The organism is Burkholderia stagnalis (genome assembly GCF_039848545.1).
In the GTDB taxonomy this organism is placed as follows: domain Bacteria; phylum Pseudomonadota; class Gammaproteobacteria; order Burkholderiales; family Burkholderiaceae; genus Burkholderia; species Burkholderia stagnalis.
Genome location: NZ_CP156686.1, coordinates 2,626,733 through 2,643,669, shown reverse-complemented (window position 1 = coordinate 2,643,669; position 16,937 = coordinate 2,626,733). Strand labels below are relative to the sequence as shown.

Sequence of the window (16,937 nt, the reverse complement as noted above, 5' to 3'; positions counted from 1 at the left end):
CCGCGGAACGCGGTACTCGTTGTCCTCTCCCTCCTTGATCCTTTTTCGTGCATCCCTATCGGGGTGCATACATGCGTCCAATATCAGGAGACTTTCCATGGATACCGGTACCGTCAAATGGTTCAACGACAACAAGGGTTTTGGCTTCATCACGCCTGACAGCGGCGGCGACGATCTGTTCGCGCATTTCTCGGAGATTCGCGGCGATGGCTTCAAGACGCTGGCTGAAGGACAAAAGGTCAGCTACGAGACGAAGCGCGGGCCCAAGGGGCTGCAGGCCTCGAACATCATTCCTCAGTAATCCGCATCATTCGCCGGTCCTGCATGTGGGATCGGCCACGCAGTGATCGGTCGGAGATCTTTCGCATAAGACGACCTGCGCGGATAGGTGCGAACGTGCCCCGCAACAAGGCGCTCCAAGGATTGGCAGGTGCCCGGCGCGGCGCTGAACCGGGTGCCGCCCAAGGCACGTTCTACATCCACCGAATCGAGCGGAAAGAAGCGCTCCGCCGAGAGGCGATAACCAGGCACGTTAGCGCCCCGACGAGGTACGGCCCGCACGTCGTGCTGGTACGCGCCTCCATGCACAAGCGTTTCCGATATTTGCACTGAAACCGTTCCCTGCCGGGGACCGGAAATCCGCACGCCGCTGCAATTGCGGCGCGTCACATTGATCGGAGAAATTGATTTGGCAAAGGAAGAATTGCTGGAACTGGACGGCGTAGTGGATGAGGTGCTTCCGGACAGCAGGTTTCGCGTTACCCTGGAAAACGGCACGGTCGTTGCAGCATACGCATCGGGCCGCATGCGCAAACATCGCATCCGCATTCTCGCTGGCGATCGGGTCAGGCTGGAATTGTCGGTCTATGACCTGACCAAAGGGCGTATCAATTTCCGGCACAAAGACGAAGGGGCTTCGTCCGGTTCGCCTCGAAACCGATTTGCTCGACGCTAGCGAGGCGCGGTGCCGCGCGTCGCCGGCCCCCGGCGCATGGCCGTGATGTTTTCTCAAACAGATTGACGGACACGCGGCCGCATTGCGCAACTGCCGCGCTACGCGCTGATGGACGTCGTGTCGCCAATCGACGCTGCGTAGCGACCCAGCCGCCCAGGCAGGTTCAATCGATGCCTTGCGCCTTTCCGTGCTCCAGCACTTGTTCTTCGAGCAAAGTGCGCGCGAGCGCTCGAGCGGCGTCGCGCGCCTCCACGTCCGTCGCAAAATTCCCTTCGGTATCGTATTGCTCGAAGGAGCCTGGATCCTCTCCGATGTGGTGCAAGTGGACGATTCCGCGATAGCGCCCAGACACGGTCTTCATCACGCGAAGGCGTGCTACGTGCATATGGGTCGTACACACTTCATCATCCATGATGCCTTCCTTGCCAAGACCCCTGGCGAGACAACGACATGGCCGGCTTCACTCGCCCGCCGGCCTCGGTGAGCCTGATCCCCGGCAAACTTCGGCATGGCGGGGTGATCGCCGCCCGCGCAGAGACGTCAGTGTTTGCGATGCATCCACCCCAAGTGATGGGAATCCAGCCACTGGACGATTTCCATACTTGAATGTTCGCTTTGGTAACGGCGCGCCAGCGCGACTGCAACCACCGCGATCACCGCAAGACCAACCACCCAACCAATCATCGACTGAGTCATGACAGCCTCCTTCTGGAATGCGGCCATGACTGAATTTTAGGCGTTTCGGGGGAAGGATTCCGAAGTCTTGCGCCACGCCGGGCGGACGAACCGCCTCGCGGCCGACGCGAACGCGCGCAGCCGCGTGGCCGGTTCGTGTCCGTGAGGTGAACAAACCATCGCGCCCGTACGGCGCGTAACCTGCCGAACCCGTCGACGCGGAACGTCACGGGTCATTGGCCGCAGTAGCGGGCAGCCCGCCGGCGGCCGTCGCCACCCAGCTCACCGCGTCACGATCGCAGCACGCCAACCCTCCTTCTCCCCAACGGCTCGCCATAGGCGCATCGGAATACGAAGCCAGGCAGCCGCGCGACAGTCCGTCCCGATTCCGTCCGACAAAAACGCGCCCCGAACGCCGTCCGTAGGGGATTTCCCGGGACTGCCAAATACACGTTGACTGCCGAAATTCGGGCTCATATATTGAACATGTTCCTTCATGTTCCTTACATTGAGGACGAGTGCGGACGAGGGTCACACGACCCGTGACAGATCGTCAGGTCAACTTTCATTTATTGGGAAAGCGATGAAAACCCACGCCTATGCGGGTTGTGCTGCCTTGTTGGTATGCGCTGGCGCGCACGCACAATCGTCCGTGACGATGTACGGCATCGTCGACGAGTTCGTTCAATACGTGAATACGGGAAAAGGATATACGGCCGCCATGGGTTCCAGCGGCGAGTGGGCAAGCCGATTCGGCCTCAAGGGAAGCGAGGAAATCGGCTCCGGGCTCAAAGTCAATTTCCAGTTGGAGAATGGTTTCAATCCAAACGATGGGTCCATGGCGTCACCGTCGCAGATGTTCAATCGACAGGCGTGGATCGGCATATCCGGGAATTGGGGTGAATTCAGGATGGGGCGCCAGAATTCGCCGGTGTTTTACGATCAAGGCTATCTCGACGCGTTCGGCGCCTCCACGCAGGCCTCGGGTTTCAGCAACCTGATGACGTACGTCGTTCGAACCAGCAATACGATTTCCTATCAATCCCCAGTCGTGGCGGGCCTGCAGGCGGGCCTGTACGTCGGTTTCGGAACCGAGGGCGGATTGCGTTCGGGCGGTTCCAGCTACCAGGCCGATCTGCAATACAACCAAGGTCCGATCGCGGCGGCGGTCGCGTGGCAGGCCGTAAGAAACAAAGCCAGCAATTCGACCGATACCGCGATAGAAGCCGGCGCGTCATATCAAATCGGAAAGGCGACCATTTTTGCCGGATGGAATGCGTCGCGCTGGACGGATATCGGATTGAACGTTCGAGTTTATGGCATTTCAGGTAAATACCAGATAACACCGGCGAGCATGGCGGCTTTAGGCGTCGCCATGCTGCGCGATCAGACGGCGGCAAATAACCACGCCCGTCAGATCAGTGCGATGTATCAATACGACTTGTCGAAACGAACCAGTCTCTACGCGACGATTTCGTATCTGGATAATCGCAACGAGGCGAGTTACACCCTGGCCGGCTCGGCCAACCCCGGATTGCCGCTTGCCTATCCCGGCGCACCCGCGCGGGGCATTTCGCTCGGCATGTTCCACAAGTTCTGACCGCTTGCGTCCGCCTGATCTTCCGATACCATGAACATGTATGACCCAGTGCTCTCTATGCTTCGCACCCGGACGAGCCGCTCGTCGGTGCGGCGTGTGAGCGTGACCGGCTATCGGAGGATGCGGATGAAAAAGCGAACCAACACCATCACGATGTCGAAGGCGGACAAGGTGGCGGAGACGTTGCGGAAGGAAATACTGTCGGGACGGCTGACGCGCGGCCAGTTGCTGCGCAGCGAGAGCGAGCTGATGGAGCGCTTCTCCGTCAGCCGCAACACGGTTCGAAAGGGGCTCGACGCGCTGTCCAACGACGGCCTGATCGCCCGAAAAGGCGGTGTCGGGTCGTTCGTCACCTACGACGGCCAACTGCTCGACAGCGAGCTCGGCTGGTCGAAGTCGCTGGAGAACGCCCCGGTGGGTGCGCAGACGCAGTTGCTGCGCATCGCGCTCGTGCCGGACGACGCGCTGGCCAGCCAGATCGGCGTCCAGCAGCAGATGTTCATCGCGGTGGACAGGCTCCGGTCGGAGTCGGGCACGGGCAAACCCATTTCGTACGAGTGCAGCCGGATTCCGTTTTCCGACGAGCTGTCGGACATCCCGCTGCAAGGCCTGATCGAAGGCTCGCTCAATCGCACGCTCGTGGAGCACGGCATGGTGCCGGATCACGGCGAGGAATGGGTGGAAATCGTCGGGCTCGAGCCGGCCGATGCCGACGTGCTCAAGCGAGCGCCGGGCACGCCGTTTCTGCGTACCCGGCGCCTGACGCGCGGACAGGACGGAAACCCGATCGAGTATGTGGTCAGTCTGCTGGATCCCACGCACTTTGCATTGCACCTGGAATTTTGACCGATGAGCGAGACAGTGAATCAAGACCAGCTTGACCGCGCCGCCGGCGCGCTGCTGGGCTGCGCGCTTGGCGACGCCGTGGGCATGCCCACGCAGCTCCTGTCGCCTGACGGGATTCGCGCGATTTACGGCGACGTGACGGGGTTTGTCGCGCCGACCGCCGACCATCCGCTGTCTGCCGGGCTGCCGGCCGCGACGATTACGGACGATACCGAACAGACGCTGCTGCTGGCCGAAACGCTGCTGCGTTCCGGCGCCGCGTTCGACCACGCGCGGTGGGTTGACGCGCTGATCGCCTGGGAGAACGATATCCGGGCGCGCGGCGGGTACGACCTGCTCGGGCCGTCCACCAAACGGGCGCTGACGGCGATCAACGCCGGCGTCCCGGTCGACGAGGCCGGCAAGGCCGGCGATACGAACGGCGCGGCGATGCGCATCGGGCCCGTGGGGATCGCGACGCCGCTCGATCCGCTGATGCAGCTCGTCGAGCGCGTCGCGGATACCTGCCGGGCGACCCACAACACCAATCTCGCGATCGCGTCCGCGAGCGCCGTGGCCGCGGCCGTCAGCGCCGGCATCGAAGGGGCCGACGTGCATGAAGCCGCGCATGTCGCGATCGAAGCCGCCACGCTCGGCGAGCGCGAAGGGCATTGGGTGGCCGGCGCGTCGATCGCCGGCAGGATCCGTTGGGCGGTCGACCACGTGCTGGGTTGCGACCGGCGAGCGGCAGTCGAATTCATCACGGGGCTGGTCGGCACCAGCGTCGCCGCGCAGGAGTCCGTGCCGGCCGCATTCGCGGTGCTCGCGGCAACGGGTGGCAACGTGTGGGAGGCCTGCCTGATGAGCGCGAATCTTGGCGGCGACACCGATACGATCGGCGCGATCTGCGGAACCATTGCCGGTGCCTGCCAGGGCAGGGCGAAATTGCCGGCGGCGATGGTGGCCGAGGTCTGCCGCGTCAATGCGCTGGATGTGGAGCCGATCGCGCGAAGGCTGCTGACAGCCCGGCACGCGTTCGCCGCGCGTTCGCGCAGCGGGGCATGACGCACATGGCCCGCATCGTTCACATGGGCAGCGCGATCGTCGATCTCACGTACGAGATCGACCGCGTGCCTGCGGCCGCGACCGAGGTGCAGGCGACACGCGCGCACGTCGACGTCGGCGGTGCGTTCAACGTCATGGCGGCAGCACGCGCGTACGGCGTGGCGGTCGTCTACGCCGGCCGGCACGGGAACGGGCCGTTCGGCGAGCGCGTGCGCGCGCGGCTGGGCGGCGCGGGCATCGAGGTGGTGCAGCCGATTTCGGACGACGGCGATACGGGGACGTGCGTCGTCCTCGTCGACGCTAACGCCGAGCGCACGTTCGTCACACATGCCGGCGTCGAGAGCCGGCTCGAACGCGGCGATCTGGAGCGCGTCGACGTGATGCCCGGCGATTACGTCGTGCTGTCCGGGTACATGTTGTCCTATCCGGCCAGCCGGGACGCGCTGTGCGACTGGGTCGACGCATTGCCGTCGCACTGCACCGTCGTCTTCGATCCGGGCCCGCTGGTGCAGTCGATCCCGCGCCCGCTGCTCGAGCGGACGCTGCGCCGCGCCGATTGGCTCAGCTGCAACGCCGACGAGGCATTCGGGCTGTCCGGCGAGCGCGAGCCGCTTCAGGCGCTGCAGGCGATGCGGCGCACGTTCGATCTGGCTGGCGCGGGCGTGCTGCTGCGGCTCGGCGCGAACGGATGCCTGGTCGATCAGGACAGGCGTCACGCCGACCATGTGCCGGGCATGCCGGTGGTGGCGATCGACGCAAACGGCGCGGGCGACACCCACCTCGGCAATTTCGTGGCGAAGCTCATCGATGGGTGCGATGCGCTCGACGCTGCCCGTTACGCGAATGCCGCGGCCGCCTATGCGGTCACCCGGCGCGGCGGCGCGGTGGCGCCCGACCCGAAGACGGTTGCCGCTTTCATCAGATCACATCACAACGGATAGGGCCGGTTGCGGCGCAGCGCGCCGCGCGAATTCAACCTATTTCTTCTGGAGTCTTAAAGATGACGACGATCAAGACCATGTTCGGCTTCGCGCTCGCCGCGGCCGTGGCGGCCGCCGCGCTGTCGGTGTCGCACGATGCGCGCGCCGACGACGTTCACGTGCTGAACTGGAAGGGATACGGGACGGACGAGCCGTGGGCGCTCAAGGAATTCGAGGCGCGCACCGGCTACCACGTCGTCAACGATTACTTCAATTCGGAACAGGAGATGCTGACCAAGCTGCGGACCAATCCGGGCACCTACGACGTCGTGATGGTCAACAGCGCGTTCAACCAGCAGGCGCGTTCCGAAAACCTTCTGCAGCCGATCGTCGTGACGGGCATGTCCAACGTGCCCGATCTGGATCCGCGGCTTCGCCACTCGCCGATGCTCGAGGTCGGCGGGCAAGCGTACGGCATTCCGTGGGTATGGGGCGTCACGTCGTTCGCGGTCAACAATACGAAGATTCGAACCACGCCCGATTCGATCGAATCGTTGTGGAATCCTGCCTACAAGGGGCACGTCGGATTGCGCGACGATGCGATCGAAGCCGTGCAGTTCGCCGCGCTCGCGACCGGCCAGAAGATCAACGACATCCGGAACCTGAATGCGGTCAAGGCGAAGCTCACGGCGCTCATGCCGCAGTTGAAGACCTTCTGGAGCTCCGAAAACGACTGGAACCAGTACACCGCGTCGGGCGTGTTCTACATTGCGAGCTACTGGAGCGGATCGGCGGCGCGCGCGCGCAACAAGTTCTCGCTGCCGGTGACGTTCGTCGTGCCCAAGGAAGGCGCGATCGGCTGGCTCGACTCGCTGTCGATCCCGAAGGGCGCGCGCAACGTGCCGGGCGCGAAGGCGTTCATCAACTACATGATCGATCCCGGCTTCTATACGCAATGGGATGCGCGCGTCGGGGCGCCGGTGTCGGCCAACGTCAAGGCGGTCGCGGCCCTGCCGGCCGCTTCGTTCAACCGGGCGGTGCTGTCCACGGCGACGACGCGCGCGCGGATTCAATTTCAGGAACCGATCACGGACGACAAGCGCAAGACGTACCTGCAGCTGTGGCAGGAAATCAAGGCGCAGACCGAATGACGGGACGACACGGATCGATGCTCTGGAGACTGCCATGCGAATTGCGTTGACGCCGCGCGGCGAACGGCCATTTCTTCGTGCGATGACCCTGGCCGGGCCGGCCTACGGCTGGCTCCTGCTGGCGGTCTTCCTGCCGCTGTCGGTCATGCTGCTGCTCAGCTTCATGACCGATGTGCCGGTCGCCGGCCGGTCGTGGTCGCTGACGCTCGCGAATTACGCGACCGCCGTGACCGATCCGCTGTACCGGACGATGCTGGCCCGCTCGCTCTGGCTCAGCGCGCAAGTGACGGCGATCTGCACGGCGCTGGCGTTCCCGTGCGCGTACATGCTGGCCAAGGTCATTCGCGGGCGGGCGCGGGAGGCGCTGTTCCTGCTGATCATCCTGCCGTTCTGGAGCAACGGCCTCGTCCGGATCTTCTCGTGGAGCATGGTGCTGCGCAGCGGCGGCATCCTGGATCTCCTCGTCAATCACGTGTCGCCGTGGAACGTCAGCGTCGATCTGATGTTTTCCTATCCCGCCGTCGTGATCGGCCTCGTCCAGTCGTATCTGCCGTATTCGGTGCTGACGACGTACCTGAGCCTGCAGGCGATCGACGATTCGCTGATCGAAGCCGCCCGCTCGATGGGCGCGAGCCGGGCGACCATCCTGCGCCGCCTGATCCTGCCGCTGTCTGCGCCGGGGCTGCTGGCCGGCGCGGCGCTGATCTTCGTGCCGGTCGTGGGCGCATTCATGGAGCCGCGGCTCCTCGGCGGGCGCAAGGGGACGTTTTTCGGCACCGTCGTCGAGGATCAGTTCGTCGCGGTGTTCAACTGGCCGCTGGGCGCCGCGCTGGCGTTCATGCTGCTGGCCGTCGTGCTCGTCATCCTGTTCGCAGGCGTGCGGCTGTCGAGGAGGGGGGAATCGCAATGAAGTCGCTTGAATCCGGAACGCCGCTGCGACGCGGATTGACCGGCCTTCCCCGCGCATCCAACGGCGGCGGCCGCGCGCTCGCGCGCCAGGGCGCCGTGCGCGGCCTGCTCGGCCGGCTGTACGTCGTCGCCATCATCGGGTTTCTGTATCTGCCGGTCGCGATCATGGCGCTGATGTCGTTGAACGCGTCGCCGCTGTTCGAACTGCCGATTCATTTCACGTTCGACTGGTATCGCGCAGCCATCGGCGACAGCCAGTTGATGGACGCGGCGCTGAGGAGCGTCAAGCTCGCGGTGTCGACGATGGTGCTGTCGACGGCGCTCGGCGTGATGGCCGCGCTTGCCTTCTATCGCTACGAGTTTCCCGGCAAGCGGCAGATGCAGGCGCTGCTGTTTCCGCCGATGGCGATTCCGTGGCTCATCACCGGGACGGCGATGCTGATCTTCTTCTTTTCGATCGGCATCGGGCGGGGCCTGCACGCGATCTTGCTCGGGCACGTTGCGCTCGCGCTGCCCTACGTGATCATCGTCGTCGGCGCGCGCCTGAAGACTTTCCCGATCGAGCTGGAGCAGGCGGCCCGCTCGCTGGGGGCGACCGGCTGGCAGATCACGTGGCGCGTGACGTTGCCGAACATCGCCCCCGGCATCGTGGCGGGCGCGCTGTTCGCGTTCGCCGTGTCGTTCGATCAGTTCGTGGTGTCGTATTTCCTGTCCAGTCCCGGGCAAACCACGCTGCCGGTGGAAATCTACAGCGCGATCCGCAAAGGCTTCACGCCGGCGATCAATGCGATCTCGACGCTGATCATCATGATTTCCATGGGCATCATGGTGGTCGTCTCGCGGCTTTATCGATTTGGTGGAGAGCAGTGATGGCAGAAGTCAACGTATTGAACGTCAGCAAGCGGTATGGTGACGCGCGGGTGCTCGAGGACGTGTCGATCCGGTTTCCGGAGGGCGGCCTGTACGGTTTGCTGGGCCCGTCGGGCAGCGGCAAGACGACCCTGCTGCGCATGATCGCCGGCTTCGTCTTTCCCGACAGCGGGCAGATCGAGATCGGCGGCCGTTCGGTGGAGCGCATTCCGGTGGAGCGGCGCGAAATCGGCATGGTGTTCCAGAACTATGCGCTGTTTCCGAACATGAACGTCGGCGAAAACGTCGCATTCGGGCTGTCGGTGCGCGGCGTCGATCGCGACGAGATCAAGCGCCGCGTCGACACGGCGCTCGACCTGGTGCAGCTCGGCGCCTATCGCGAGCGGCGCATTCATCAGCTCTCGGGCGGGCAGCGCCAGCGGGTCGCGCTGGCGCGCGCGGTCGTCACGCGGCCTCGCGTGCTGCTGCTCGACGAGCCGCTCAGCGCGCTGGACAAGTCGCTGCGGGTGGACATGCAGGTCGAGCTTCGACGCATCCAGAAAGAAGTCGGAATCACGACGCTGTTCGTGACGCACGATCAGGAAGAGGCGATGACGCTGAGCGACCGGATCGGTATCCTGCGCAACGGGACGCTGCTCCAGGAAGGCAGCGCGCGGGACATCTACGACCGGCCCCGGACGGAATTCGCGGCGACGTTTCTCGGCGATGCGAACGTCTTTTCCGGGGAACGCGAGGGCGGCGATTTCCGCCTCGCCGACGGCAATGTGCTCAGGCTGCCTCGCGATCACGAGACCGGCACGCAGTGCAAATGCGCGGTACGGCCGGAAAAGATCGCGATTCACCGCATCGGCGACGCCATTCCGGACCCGGCATGCAACCGGCTCCAGGCGCGCGTGCGTCAGCAGGTGTTCGCCGGCGTGAACACGACCTATATCCTCGGATGGCACGACCAGACGCTCAAGGTTCACGTGCAGAATCGCGGGCGCGACGTCATTCCGGTCGATTCGGACGTTCTGCTGAGCTGGGCGCCCGAGGACACGGTGCCGGTTTACTGATTTCAGGCCGCTGCCCGGTCGAGCGGTTGCGACGGGCGGCCGGCGTGCCGCAGCGTGAGGAGAACATGTCGCGAGCCAAGCCTCGAACACCGGGACGGCCCGTTCCTGGATGGATGAAGAAGCAGATGCTGCTTCAATTGCCGGCCGGCTACATCCGGCAGCTTTCGCTGGCAAACCACCTTGCGCTCGTCGGCTGCTGCTCCGAGGCGAGCCTCAGGCATTCGCTCAATGAGCTGATCCGCGTCGTCTACCTGTCCTATTTCCTGTGGGAAGCCGGTTATGCGCACGCGCCGGCGGCGCTGTTTCTGGATGCGGAGCGTGCACTCGATGACGCCGTCCTGCGTGCGACGGAAACCGGCGTATGGCGGCTGGCCAATGATGAGGCGGATATCCTGAAGCAGATCGTCGCCGTGCACGACGATCAGCTCGCAAGGGTGACGGGGCGCGCCTACGTCGAGGCCAGGCGACGGCTGGAGATGCTGTTGAGCGCGTCGCCGACGGCCTCGCCGATCAGGAAGCGATGGGCCGAATGTGCGGGTGCCTCGGATTAGCGGTCGCGCGCGGCATGCGGTGCATCCGCGCGCCGCGTCGATCAGCGGTTGACCAGCCTGGCCGGAAACGCGAGCGCCAGCGCGCAGCCGACCAGCATGCACGCGGCGAAACCGTACAGCCCCGCGCTTTGCGAATGGAACGTGTCGCGCAGCCAGCCGATGAAATACGTGCTGCCGAACCCGCCGAGGTTGGCGATCGAGCACGCGAACGCGATTCCGCCCGCGGCGGCGGACCCTTTCAGGAAGGTCGACGGCAGCGCCCAGACGACGGGCATCGCGGCGGCCGCGCCGGCATTGATCAGCGAGAACAGCAGCACCGTCGCGAGCGTGCCGTGCGAGCCGGTTGCCGCGACGGCCAGCGCGGCGCCCGAGACGAGAAACGGCACGACGATGTGCCAGCGCCGCTCGCGCGCGCGGTCGGAGCTCGCGCCGCAGTACAGCGTGCCGATCACGGCGGCGGCGTTCGGGATCACCATCAGCCAGCCGATCTGGTATGCGTCCTTCACGCCCGTGTCGCGCAGGATGCTCGGCAGCCAGAAGCTCACCGCATAGAGGCCGAGCAGCACGCACAGGTCGATGAGGCCGAGCGCCCAGACCTTCGGGTCGGTGAACGCCTTGCCGAGCGCGTGGCTCTTGTTGCCGGACGGTTCGCTGTCGAGATTCGCGCGCAGCACTTTCTTCTCGTCGGCGTTCAGCCACGACGCCGACTCGATGCCGTTCGGCAGCCAGCGCAGCACCACGAAGCCGAGCACGATCGACGGGAGCGCTTCCAGCAGGAACAGCCACTGCCAGCCGCCGAGCCCGTGCACGCCGTCGAAGAAGCGCATGATCCAGCCGGAGATCGGGCTGCCGATCATGCTCGACAGCGGCAGGCCGACCATGAAGAACGCGACGATCCGCGCACGGCGCGCGTCCGGAAACCATTGCGTGAGATACAGCAGCACGCCGGGCAGGAAGCCCGCCTCGGCGACGCCGAGCAGGAACCGCACGACGTAGAACTGCATCGGCGTGTGCACGAACATCGTCGCGCCGGACAGCAGCCCCCACGTGACCATGATGCGGGCGATCCAGAGCTTCGCGCCGACGCGCTGCAGGATCAGGTTGCTCGGCACTTCGAACAGGATGTAGCCGGCGAAGAACAGGCCGGCGCCGAGGCCGTACACGGCGTCGCTGAACTTCAGCGCATCGAGCATCTGCAGCTTCGCGAGGCCGATGTTGATGCGGTCGAGATAAGCGGCGAAGTAGCACAGGCAGAAGATCGTGATCAGCCGGATCGCGACCTTGCGGTACAGGTTGCCGTGCTGTGCGTCGCCCGCGGGGACGGCGGCGCTGGAATGTACGGTAGACATGGGATTGCCCCTGCTCTGATGTGGCGGTTGGGAAGAATGCCGGGCGACGCGAGTCCGTGCAAAGCGCTCGCTTGAGTCTGTATAGCACGCCAATTAAGTAGCGTACACACTATAAAAACCGATCCGATCGCGAGGCTGGGAAGCAGGCTTTGAGGAACGCGAAGATCGGCATAATTCCATATTAATAAAGGTGTTTTTCTGGTTGAGTGAGATCGTTTTCAGATACGGGGAAGGCGGGGCGGTACGCGCCAGAATGGTGCGTATACGCTTTAAAAACCGGGCGTCGCCGGGGCGGCCATGATCTTCCGCAAGACCTTGCCGGGCAGGCGGGCGATGTCGTCGGGTTCAGGGTGTACACTCGTTACCTTTCAGTTTCAGGCCGCGCCGGCAACCTTACTTTCATGGCGTCATCCAGGGATTCCTACGACTTTCACGATCAGATCGGGCATTTGCTGCGCCGTGCCTATCAGCGGCACGTCGCCATCTTTCAGGAGGCGATTCCCGATTCCGATCTTACTGCCGCGCAGTTCGTCGCGCTGTGCGCGGTCAAGCAACAGCAGGCGTGCTCGCTGAACGACATCGTCAAGGCAACTGCGATCGATCAGGCGACGATCCGCGGCGTCGTCGATCGGCTCAAGGCGCGCGCACTGATCGAGGTGATGCCCGATCCGGATGACGGCCGCAAGCTGCTGGTGCGCGCGACGGCGGCCGGCCTCGCGCTGATCGACCGGACGGTGCCGTTCGCGAAGCAGGTGACGGAGCGCACCTATGGCGCGCTCAATCCGGGCGAGCGCGTGGCGCTGCAATTCCTGCTGCGCAAGATGATGGAATCCGAAGAGGCATGATCGTGCGCCGCCGCGCGGCGCTCACGCGCGCCCCGCTGCTGCGGGCCCGGCCGGCTCGGGCGCGAGCAGCCGGCCTGCCGCGCGCAGGCCCGCGCGGATCGTCTCCGGCGTGAACGGCGGCGCGTAGAAGCGCACGCCCGTCGCATCGAAGATCGCGTTCGCCAGCGCCGCCGGGCCGGGCACCGATGCGGATTCGCCCGCGCCGAGCGGCGGCTCGCCCTGCCGCGGCATCAGCACGACGTCGACGGCCGGCACCTCGTCGAATGTCAGGATCGGATAGCTCGCCCATTCGCGCGACGCGACCTTGCCGTCGACGAATCGCACGCGCTCCTTCAGCGTGCGGCTCAGCACCTGGATCACGTTGCCGTGCACCTGGTGGCGCACGCCGTCCGGATTGATCATCGTGCCGGTATCCTGGCCGACGGTGATCCGCTCGACGCGGATCTCGCCCGTCGCGCGATCGACCGTCAGGTCGACGACCCACGCGGACCAGGCCGCGCCGAAGCCCGGAAAGCGGCTGTGCACGTAGCGCGCATACGCGATGCCGCGGCCATGCGCGATGCGTGCGTCGTTCGGCGCGCGCCGCGTGCGGGCTGTCCACCCGGCGCGCGTGGCGACTGCTTGCAGCAGCTCGGCGGCGCGCGCGTCGTTCAGGTGGCGCAGGCGGAATGCCAGCGGATCGACGCCGGCGATTGCCGCGCATTCGTCGGCGAACGCATCATGCGCGAACGCGTTCGGCAGCGCCGACACGCCGCGAAACCACGATGCGCGGACGAGCGGCGCGAGATCCTCGCAGACGAAACGGCGATTCGGGCACGCGTACGGCGACACGGCGGTGCGGTCGCCCATCTCGAACACGCGCGGCGCCGGCGCGACCACGCCGGTCAGCAGCGATGCGAGCAGCGGCGCGTCGTTCGACGGATAGCGGGTCGAGAAGTCGTAGCCGAGCAGCCGGCCGTCGCGGCCGACCGTGCCGGTCACCTGCATCACCTGGCCCGCGCCCTTCGGTTCCCACATATGCTCGTCGGCGCGCGACAACTGCACGCGCACCGGTTGCCCGACCGCGCGCGACAGCAGCAGCGCGTCGCCGCACACGTCGTCCGCGCCGTTGCGGCCGTAGCAGCCGGCCGCTTCCATCCGCACGATGTCGAAATCGGCTTCGTCGCGCGCGACGAGGGTCGCGAGATCGCAGCGCAGCGACGCCGGGTTCTGCGTGCCGGACCACACGGTGATCCGGCCGTCGCCCGGTGCGCGATAGTCCGCGACTGCGCACGACGGGCCGATCGAGCCGTGCATCTGGTACGGCCACGCATACGTGCGCGACAGCGTGATCGCATCGGGCAGCGCGCGGGCGGCGTCGACGTCGCCTTCTTCCAGCAGCAGGCGCCGCCGCGCCGGGGCGGCCGAGATCGCGGCGGCGGGGGCGTCGAGCGGCGGCAGCGCGGGCAGCGGGCGCCACGTCACGCGCAACTGGCGCGCCGCGCGTATCGCGTGTTCCTCGCGTTCGGCGACGACGCCGACGAAATCGCCCGCGACGACGACGGCGCGCAGGCCGGGCACGTCGGCGACGGATGCGCGATCGACGTCGACGAGCGAGGCGCCGACGAACGGGCCGCTGTCGATGCCCGCGTAAGGCGGCCTGACCACGCGGCCGTGCAGCATTCCCGGCACGCGCACGTCGTGCACGAACGTCAGCGTGCCGGTCGCCTTCGCCGGAATGTCGACGCGCGGCGACGCGCGGCCGACGACCCGGTACGTCGCCGGATCCTTGGTGCGCGCGTTCAAATCCAGTTCGAGCGCGATGCGCCGCCCGGCGACCAGCTCGGCGAACGTCACGCGTCGGGCCTCCGGCGCGCCGGTCACGAAGATGCGGCCGTCGTCGCTCGACAACCGTTCGGCGTCGACACCGAGGCGCCCGGCCGCGAGCTGGAGCAGCGCGTGCCGCGCCTGCGCGGCCGCGCAGCGCAGCGGTACCGCGGAAATCTGGATCGTCGCGCTGGCGATGGTCGGGCCCTGGTTCGGTGTCGTCGCGGTGTCGCCGAGCACCATCGCGACCCGCGCGGCGGGCACGTCGAGCTCCTCGGCGACGATCTGCGCGAGCGACGTGCGGATGCCGGTGCCGAGATCGACGTGGCCGTTGAAGCCGAGGATGCGGCCGTCGTCGAGAATCGCGACGAACGCCTCGGGCCGGTCGGGCACATACGACGACGGGCTGCCCGGCTGGCCTGGCGCGGGCTTGACGGGCGGCGCGGGCTGCCGGATCACGGTCAGGCAGCCGTCGCGCGCGAGCAGTTCGGAAGGGTTCACGGTGAGGCGTTCCAGTCGGGCCGATAAGGGGCGGCATCGGCGTGCGTCTCGCCCGATGCCGCCGTGCCGCCGCATTCGATGCACACGAATGTAGGTGGCCGGAAGCGGCGCGTCAATCGCGCGGCGCCCGCCCGTGGGCTACCGCGCGGCGGCCGGCGCGTGCGCCGCGTCGATCGCCGCGATCGCGGCATCGAGCGGCATCACCGCCGCGTATTTCTGCTGCATGTCGAACAGGTTCGCGTCGTGCGGCGCGATCGCGCGGTCGCCGACGCAATCGGACAGCACGAGCGGGCGGAAGCCGTGCGACATCGCGTCGACGACGCTCGCGCGCACGCAGCCGCTCGTCACCGCGCCCGCGACCAGCAGCGTCTGCACCGCGCGCTGCGTGAGCCAGGGGGCCAGCTGGGTGCCGAAGAACGCGGACGGCACCGTCTTGCGCACGACGAGCTCGCCGTTGGCGGGCGTGAGCTCGGGCACGATCGCGCTGTTCGGGTGATCCTCGGTCAGCGTCGCCATGCCGGGCACCTTCAGCGAGAACACGTTGTCGTCGCTGCCGTCGGCCGCGTACACGATGCGGCTGTGCGCGACCGGCCAGCCGCGCCGGCGCGCGAGCGCGAGCGCGTGCGTGGTGCGCGCGATCGCCGGCGCGATGTTGCCGCCGCCGAAGGTCGCGGGATCGGCGAAGCCGACGACGAAATCGACGATCAGCAGGCCGATGTTGCCGTGCGGCGGCAGCGGCGTGCCGAAGCCCTGCTGCTGGTAGACGTGCGCTTCGGCGTGACGGGAGAGGTCGTTCATCGCGGGTCTCGGTCGGTCAGGCGGGTTGGTCGAGCACGCGGCCGTCGCGCACGACGGTCTCGCCGTCGAGCGCGACCGTGCAGCGGCGCAGCGGAATGTCGATGTGGCAGGTGGTCGTGCGACTGCCGCCGCCTTCGTTGTTCGGGCCGAGCGAGAACAGGAAGTTGCCCTCGAACGCGCGCGCGTCCATCCCGATCGTCGCCTCGCGGTCGTACAGGCCGAGCGTCGACCAGCGCGCGCGCGGCTGCAGCCCCCAGCCGACGTGCGAGATCGCGTAACCCTCCGGATCGGCGAAGGTTTCCATGTAGTCGCGCAGCAGGTCGGCGTCGACGCCGCCTTCGATGCGCGTCGCATAGCCGCCTTCGACCGTCAGCACGATCGGCTCGCTCACGTAATGCTTCTGCGGCAGCAGGATGTCGCCGCGATCGATCACGATCGTGCCGTGCGCGGTGCGGTCGTTCGGGTAGGTCAGCGCGAAGCCGCTCGGCCAGTGGTCCCAGCGGCCCGGTGCGTCGACGAAGCCGTATTCGGCCGTCGGCGGGAAATCGCCGAGCGGGCACGTGAGCGCGGTGCCGGCCGCCGACGTGACGCGCATCTCGCGCGCGGCGGCGATTTTCGTGGCGGCGGCGAGCACGCGCGTGCGGTCGGCCTGCGTGGGCACCATGCGCGCGAGCACTTCCGGCGGCTCGACCGCGAGCAGGATCTTCGTGCCCGATTTCAGGATGTCATGCTGCTCCGGCGAGAACAGCAGCGTCATCAGGTCGAGCACGAGGTCGCTCGCCTTGAGCGCGGCGATTGCCGCGCGGTTGCCGGTGAGCGGCGTGGTGCCGAGATACGCGAGCGGGTCGCGGCTGAACGCCTTGTCGCCGTTGACGGGCGGCAGGTCGAGCCGGTTGACGATCGCGCCCATCGACTGCGTCGCGATCAGCGCGCACGACAGCGTCTGCGGATGGGTGGCCGGGCTCGTCAGGATCGTGACGGTCTGGCCCGGTTCGAGGCGCGACAGCGTGAGCACCTGCTTCCACGCGTCGATCAGTTGGATGTCGCTGACTGGCATCGTCG

The 16,937-nt window shown here is 66.4% G+C and carries 18 protein-coding genes; 12 read left to right on the top strand and 6 right to left on the bottom strand.

Annotation, left to right across the window (positions count from 1 at the left end):
• Window positions 1-97 precede the first annotated feature (97 nt).
• The gene (locus ABFO07_RS28560) at window positions 98-301 is read left to right on the top strand and encodes a cold-shock protein (protein WP_059564277.1); all 204 of its coding nucleotides are present in this window, start codon (window positions 98-100) and stop codon (window positions 299-301) included.
• Window positions 302-688: 387 nt separating this feature from the next.
• The gene (infA, locus tag ABFO07_RS28555) at window positions 689-955 is read left to right on the top strand and encodes a translation initiation factor IF-1 (RefSeq protein ID WP_081059749.1); all 267 of its coding nucleotides are present in this window, start codon (window positions 689-691) and stop codon (window positions 953-955) included.
• A 163-nt stretch (window positions 956-1,118) separates the two neighbouring features.
• Here the strand turns inward: infA and ABFO07_RS28550 are convergent, their stop codons facing one another.
• Together ABFO07_RS28550 and ABFO07_RS28545 are read right to left on the bottom strand one after the other, a co-directional pair.
• Entirely contained in the window at window positions 1,119-1,367 is a 249-nt protein-coding gene (locus ABFO07_RS28550) for a hypothetical protein (protein ID WP_230942325.1), read from the bottom strand.
• A 128-nt stretch (window positions 1,368-1,495) separates the two neighbouring features.
• Window positions 1,496-1,651: a hypothetical protein gene (locus tag ABFO07_RS28545; RefSeq protein WP_167361393.1), complete on the bottom strand. Its 156-nt coding sequence runs from the start codon at window positions 1,649-1,651 to the stop codon at window positions 1,496-1,498.
• A gap of 562 nt (window positions 1,652-2,213) precedes the next feature.
• Between ABFO07_RS28545 and ABFO07_RS28540 the strand changes: the two genes are divergently transcribed.
• From ABFO07_RS28540 to ABFO07_RS28500, 9 genes are all read left to right on the top strand, one after another.
• Window positions 2,214-3,230, top strand: coding sequence for a porin (locus ABFO07_RS28540; RefSeq protein ID WP_059889951.1), 1,017 nt, complete (start codon window positions 2,214-2,216; stop codon window positions 3,228-3,230).
• 36 nt (window positions 3,231-3,266) lie between these two features.
• Complete coding sequence (locus ABFO07_RS28535) at window positions 3,267-4,076, top strand: GntR family transcriptional regulator (RefSeq protein ID WP_260434657.1); 810 nt, start codon at window positions 3,267-3,269, stop codon at window positions 4,074-4,076.
• 3 nt (window positions 4,077-4,079) lie between these two features.
• A complete protein-coding gene (locus ABFO07_RS28530) occupies window positions 4,080-5,120 on the top strand; it encodes an ADP-ribosylglycohydrolase family protein (protein ID WP_347469051.1) in 1,041 nt (346 codons plus the stop codon).
• Window positions 5,117-6,061 (top strand): PfkB family carbohydrate kinase, encoded by a 945-nt coding sequence (locus ABFO07_RS28525; protein WP_347469049.1) that lies wholly within the window; start codon window positions 5,117-5,119, stop codon window positions 6,059-6,061. Before ABFO07_RS28530 ends, ABFO07_RS28525 begins: the two co-directional genes overlap by 4 nt.
• A 59-nt stretch (window positions 6,062-6,120) precedes the next feature.
• A complete protein-coding gene (locus ABFO07_RS28520) occupies window positions 6,121-7,191 on the top strand; it encodes an ABC transporter substrate-binding protein (RefSeq protein ID WP_080430644.1) in 1,071 nt (356 codons plus the stop codon).
• A gap of 34 nt (window positions 7,192-7,225) precedes the next feature.
• Complete coding sequence (locus ABFO07_RS28515; protein WP_059810851.1) at window positions 7,226-8,101, top strand: ABC transporter permease; 876 nt, start codon at window positions 7,226-7,228, stop codon at window positions 8,099-8,101.
• Window positions 8,102-8,196: 95 nt separating this feature from the next.
• The gene (locus ABFO07_RS28510; protein ID WP_059810888.1) at window positions 8,197-8,970 is read left to right on the top strand and encodes an ABC transporter permease; all 774 of its coding nucleotides are present in this window, start codon (window positions 8,197-8,199) and stop codon (window positions 8,968-8,970) included.
• A complete protein-coding gene (locus ABFO07_RS28505; protein ID WP_347469048.1) occupies window positions 8,970-10,025 on the top strand; it encodes an ABC transporter ATP-binding protein in 1,056 nt (351 codons plus the stop codon). The genes ABFO07_RS28510 and ABFO07_RS28505 overlap by 1 nt, the downstream gene beginning before the upstream one ends.
• A gap of 113 nt (window positions 10,026-10,138) precedes the next feature.
• Window positions 10,139-10,576 (top strand): hypothetical protein, encoded by a 438-nt coding sequence (locus tag ABFO07_RS28500; RefSeq protein ID WP_347469046.1) that lies wholly within the window; start codon window positions 10,139-10,141, stop codon window positions 10,574-10,576.
• A gap of 41 nt (window positions 10,577-10,617) precedes the next feature.
• On the opposite strand, the gene ABFO07_RS28495 is transcribed toward ABFO07_RS28500, so the two are convergent.
• Window positions 10,618-11,925, bottom strand: a complete 1,308-nt coding sequence (locus tag ABFO07_RS28495) for an MFS transporter (RefSeq protein ID WP_060149550.1) — start codon at window positions 11,923-11,925, stop codon at window positions 10,618-10,620.
• Between the two features lie 401 nt (window positions 11,926-12,326).
• Between ABFO07_RS28495 and ABFO07_RS28490 the strand changes: the two genes are divergently transcribed.
• Window positions 12,327-12,770 carry a MarR family winged helix-turn-helix transcriptional regulator gene (locus ABFO07_RS28490; protein ID WP_059564284.1) on the top strand — a complete coding sequence of 148 codons (444 nt, stop codon included), beginning with the start codon at window positions 12,327-12,329 and terminating at the stop codon, window positions 12,768-12,770.
• A gap of 21 nt (window positions 12,771-12,791) precedes the next feature.
• On the opposite strand, the gene ABFO07_RS28485 is transcribed toward ABFO07_RS28490, so the two are convergent.
• From ABFO07_RS28485 to ABFO07_RS28475, 3 genes are all read right to left on the bottom strand, one after another.
• Window positions 12,792-15,077, bottom strand: coding sequence for a xanthine dehydrogenase family protein molybdopterin-binding subunit (locus ABFO07_RS28485; protein WP_347469044.1), 2,286 nt, complete (start codon window positions 15,075-15,077; stop codon window positions 12,792-12,794).
• Between the two features lie 138 nt (window positions 15,078-15,215).
• Window positions 15,216-15,875 carry an isochorismatase family protein gene (locus tag ABFO07_RS28480; RefSeq protein ID WP_347469042.1) on the bottom strand — a complete coding sequence of 220 codons (660 nt, stop codon included), beginning with the start codon at window positions 15,873-15,875 and terminating at the stop codon, window positions 15,216-15,218.
• A 16-nt stretch (window positions 15,876-15,891) separates the two neighbouring features.
• Window positions 15,892-16,932 (bottom strand): hypothetical protein, encoded by a 1,041-nt coding sequence (locus ABFO07_RS28475; protein WP_059810856.1) that lies wholly within the window; start codon window positions 16,930-16,932, stop codon window positions 15,892-15,894.
• Window positions 16,933-16,937: the final 5 nt, after the last annotated feature.

What these genes read in the sequence shown, in the direction of transcription:
- ABFO07_RS28560 (WP_059564277.1), top strand. Translation starts at nt 98, where the DNA reads ATGGATACCGGTACCGTCAAATGGTTCAACGACAACAAGGGTTTTGGC.
- ABFO07_RS28550 (WP_230942325.1), bottom strand. Translation starts at nt 1,367, where the DNA reads ATGGATGATGAAGTGTGTACGACCCATATGCACGTAGCACGCCTTCGC.
- ABFO07_RS28545 (WP_167361393.1), bottom strand. Translation starts at nt 1,651, where the DNA reads ATGACTCAGTCGATGATTGGTTGGGTGGTTGGTCTTGCGGTGATCGCG.
- ABFO07_RS28540 (WP_059889951.1), top strand. Translation starts at nt 2,214, where the DNA reads ATGAAAACCCACGCCTATGCGGGTTGTGCTGCCTTGTTGGTATGCGCT.
- ABFO07_RS28535 (WP_260434657.1), top strand. Translation starts at nt 3,267, where the DNA reads ATGTATGACCCAGTGCTCTCTATGCTTCGCACCCGGACGAGCCGCTCG.
- ABFO07_RS28530 (WP_347469051.1), top strand. Translation starts at nt 4,080, where the DNA reads ATGAGCGAGACAGTGAATCAAGACCAGCTTGACCGCGCCGCCGGCGCG.
- ABFO07_RS28525 (WP_347469049.1), top strand. Translation starts at nt 5,117, where the DNA reads ATGACGCACATGGCCCGCATCGTTCACATGGGCAGCGCGATCGTCGAT.
- ABFO07_RS28520 (WP_080430644.1), top strand. Translation starts at nt 6,121, where the DNA reads ATGACGACGATCAAGACCATGTTCGGCTTCGCGCTCGCCGCGGCCGTG.
- ABFO07_RS28515 (WP_059810851.1), top strand. Translation starts at nt 7,226, where the DNA reads ATGCGAATTGCGTTGACGCCGCGCGGCGAACGGCCATTTCTTCGTGCG.
- ABFO07_RS28505 (WP_347469048.1), top strand. Translation starts at nt 8,970, where the DNA reads ATGGCAGAAGTCAACGTATTGAACGTCAGCAAGCGGTATGGTGACGCG.
- ABFO07_RS28500 (WP_347469046.1), top strand. Translation starts at nt 10,139, where the DNA reads ATGAAGAAGCAGATGCTGCTTCAATTGCCGGCCGGCTACATCCGGCAG.
- ABFO07_RS28495 (WP_060149550.1), bottom strand. Translation starts at nt 11,925, where the DNA reads ATGTCTACCGTACATTCCAGCGCCGCCGTCCCCGCGGGCGACGCACAG.
- ABFO07_RS28490 (WP_059564284.1), top strand. Translation starts at nt 12,327, where the DNA reads ATGGCGTCATCCAGGGATTCCTACGACTTTCACGATCAGATCGGGCAT.
- ABFO07_RS28480 (WP_347469042.1), bottom strand. Translation starts at nt 15,875, where the DNA reads ATGAACGACCTCTCCCGTCACGCCGAAGCGCACGTCTACCAGCAGCAG.
- ABFO07_RS28475 (WP_059810856.1), bottom strand. Translation starts at nt 16,932, where the DNA reads ATGCCAGTCAGCGACATCCAACTGATCGACGCGTGGAAGCAGGTGCTC.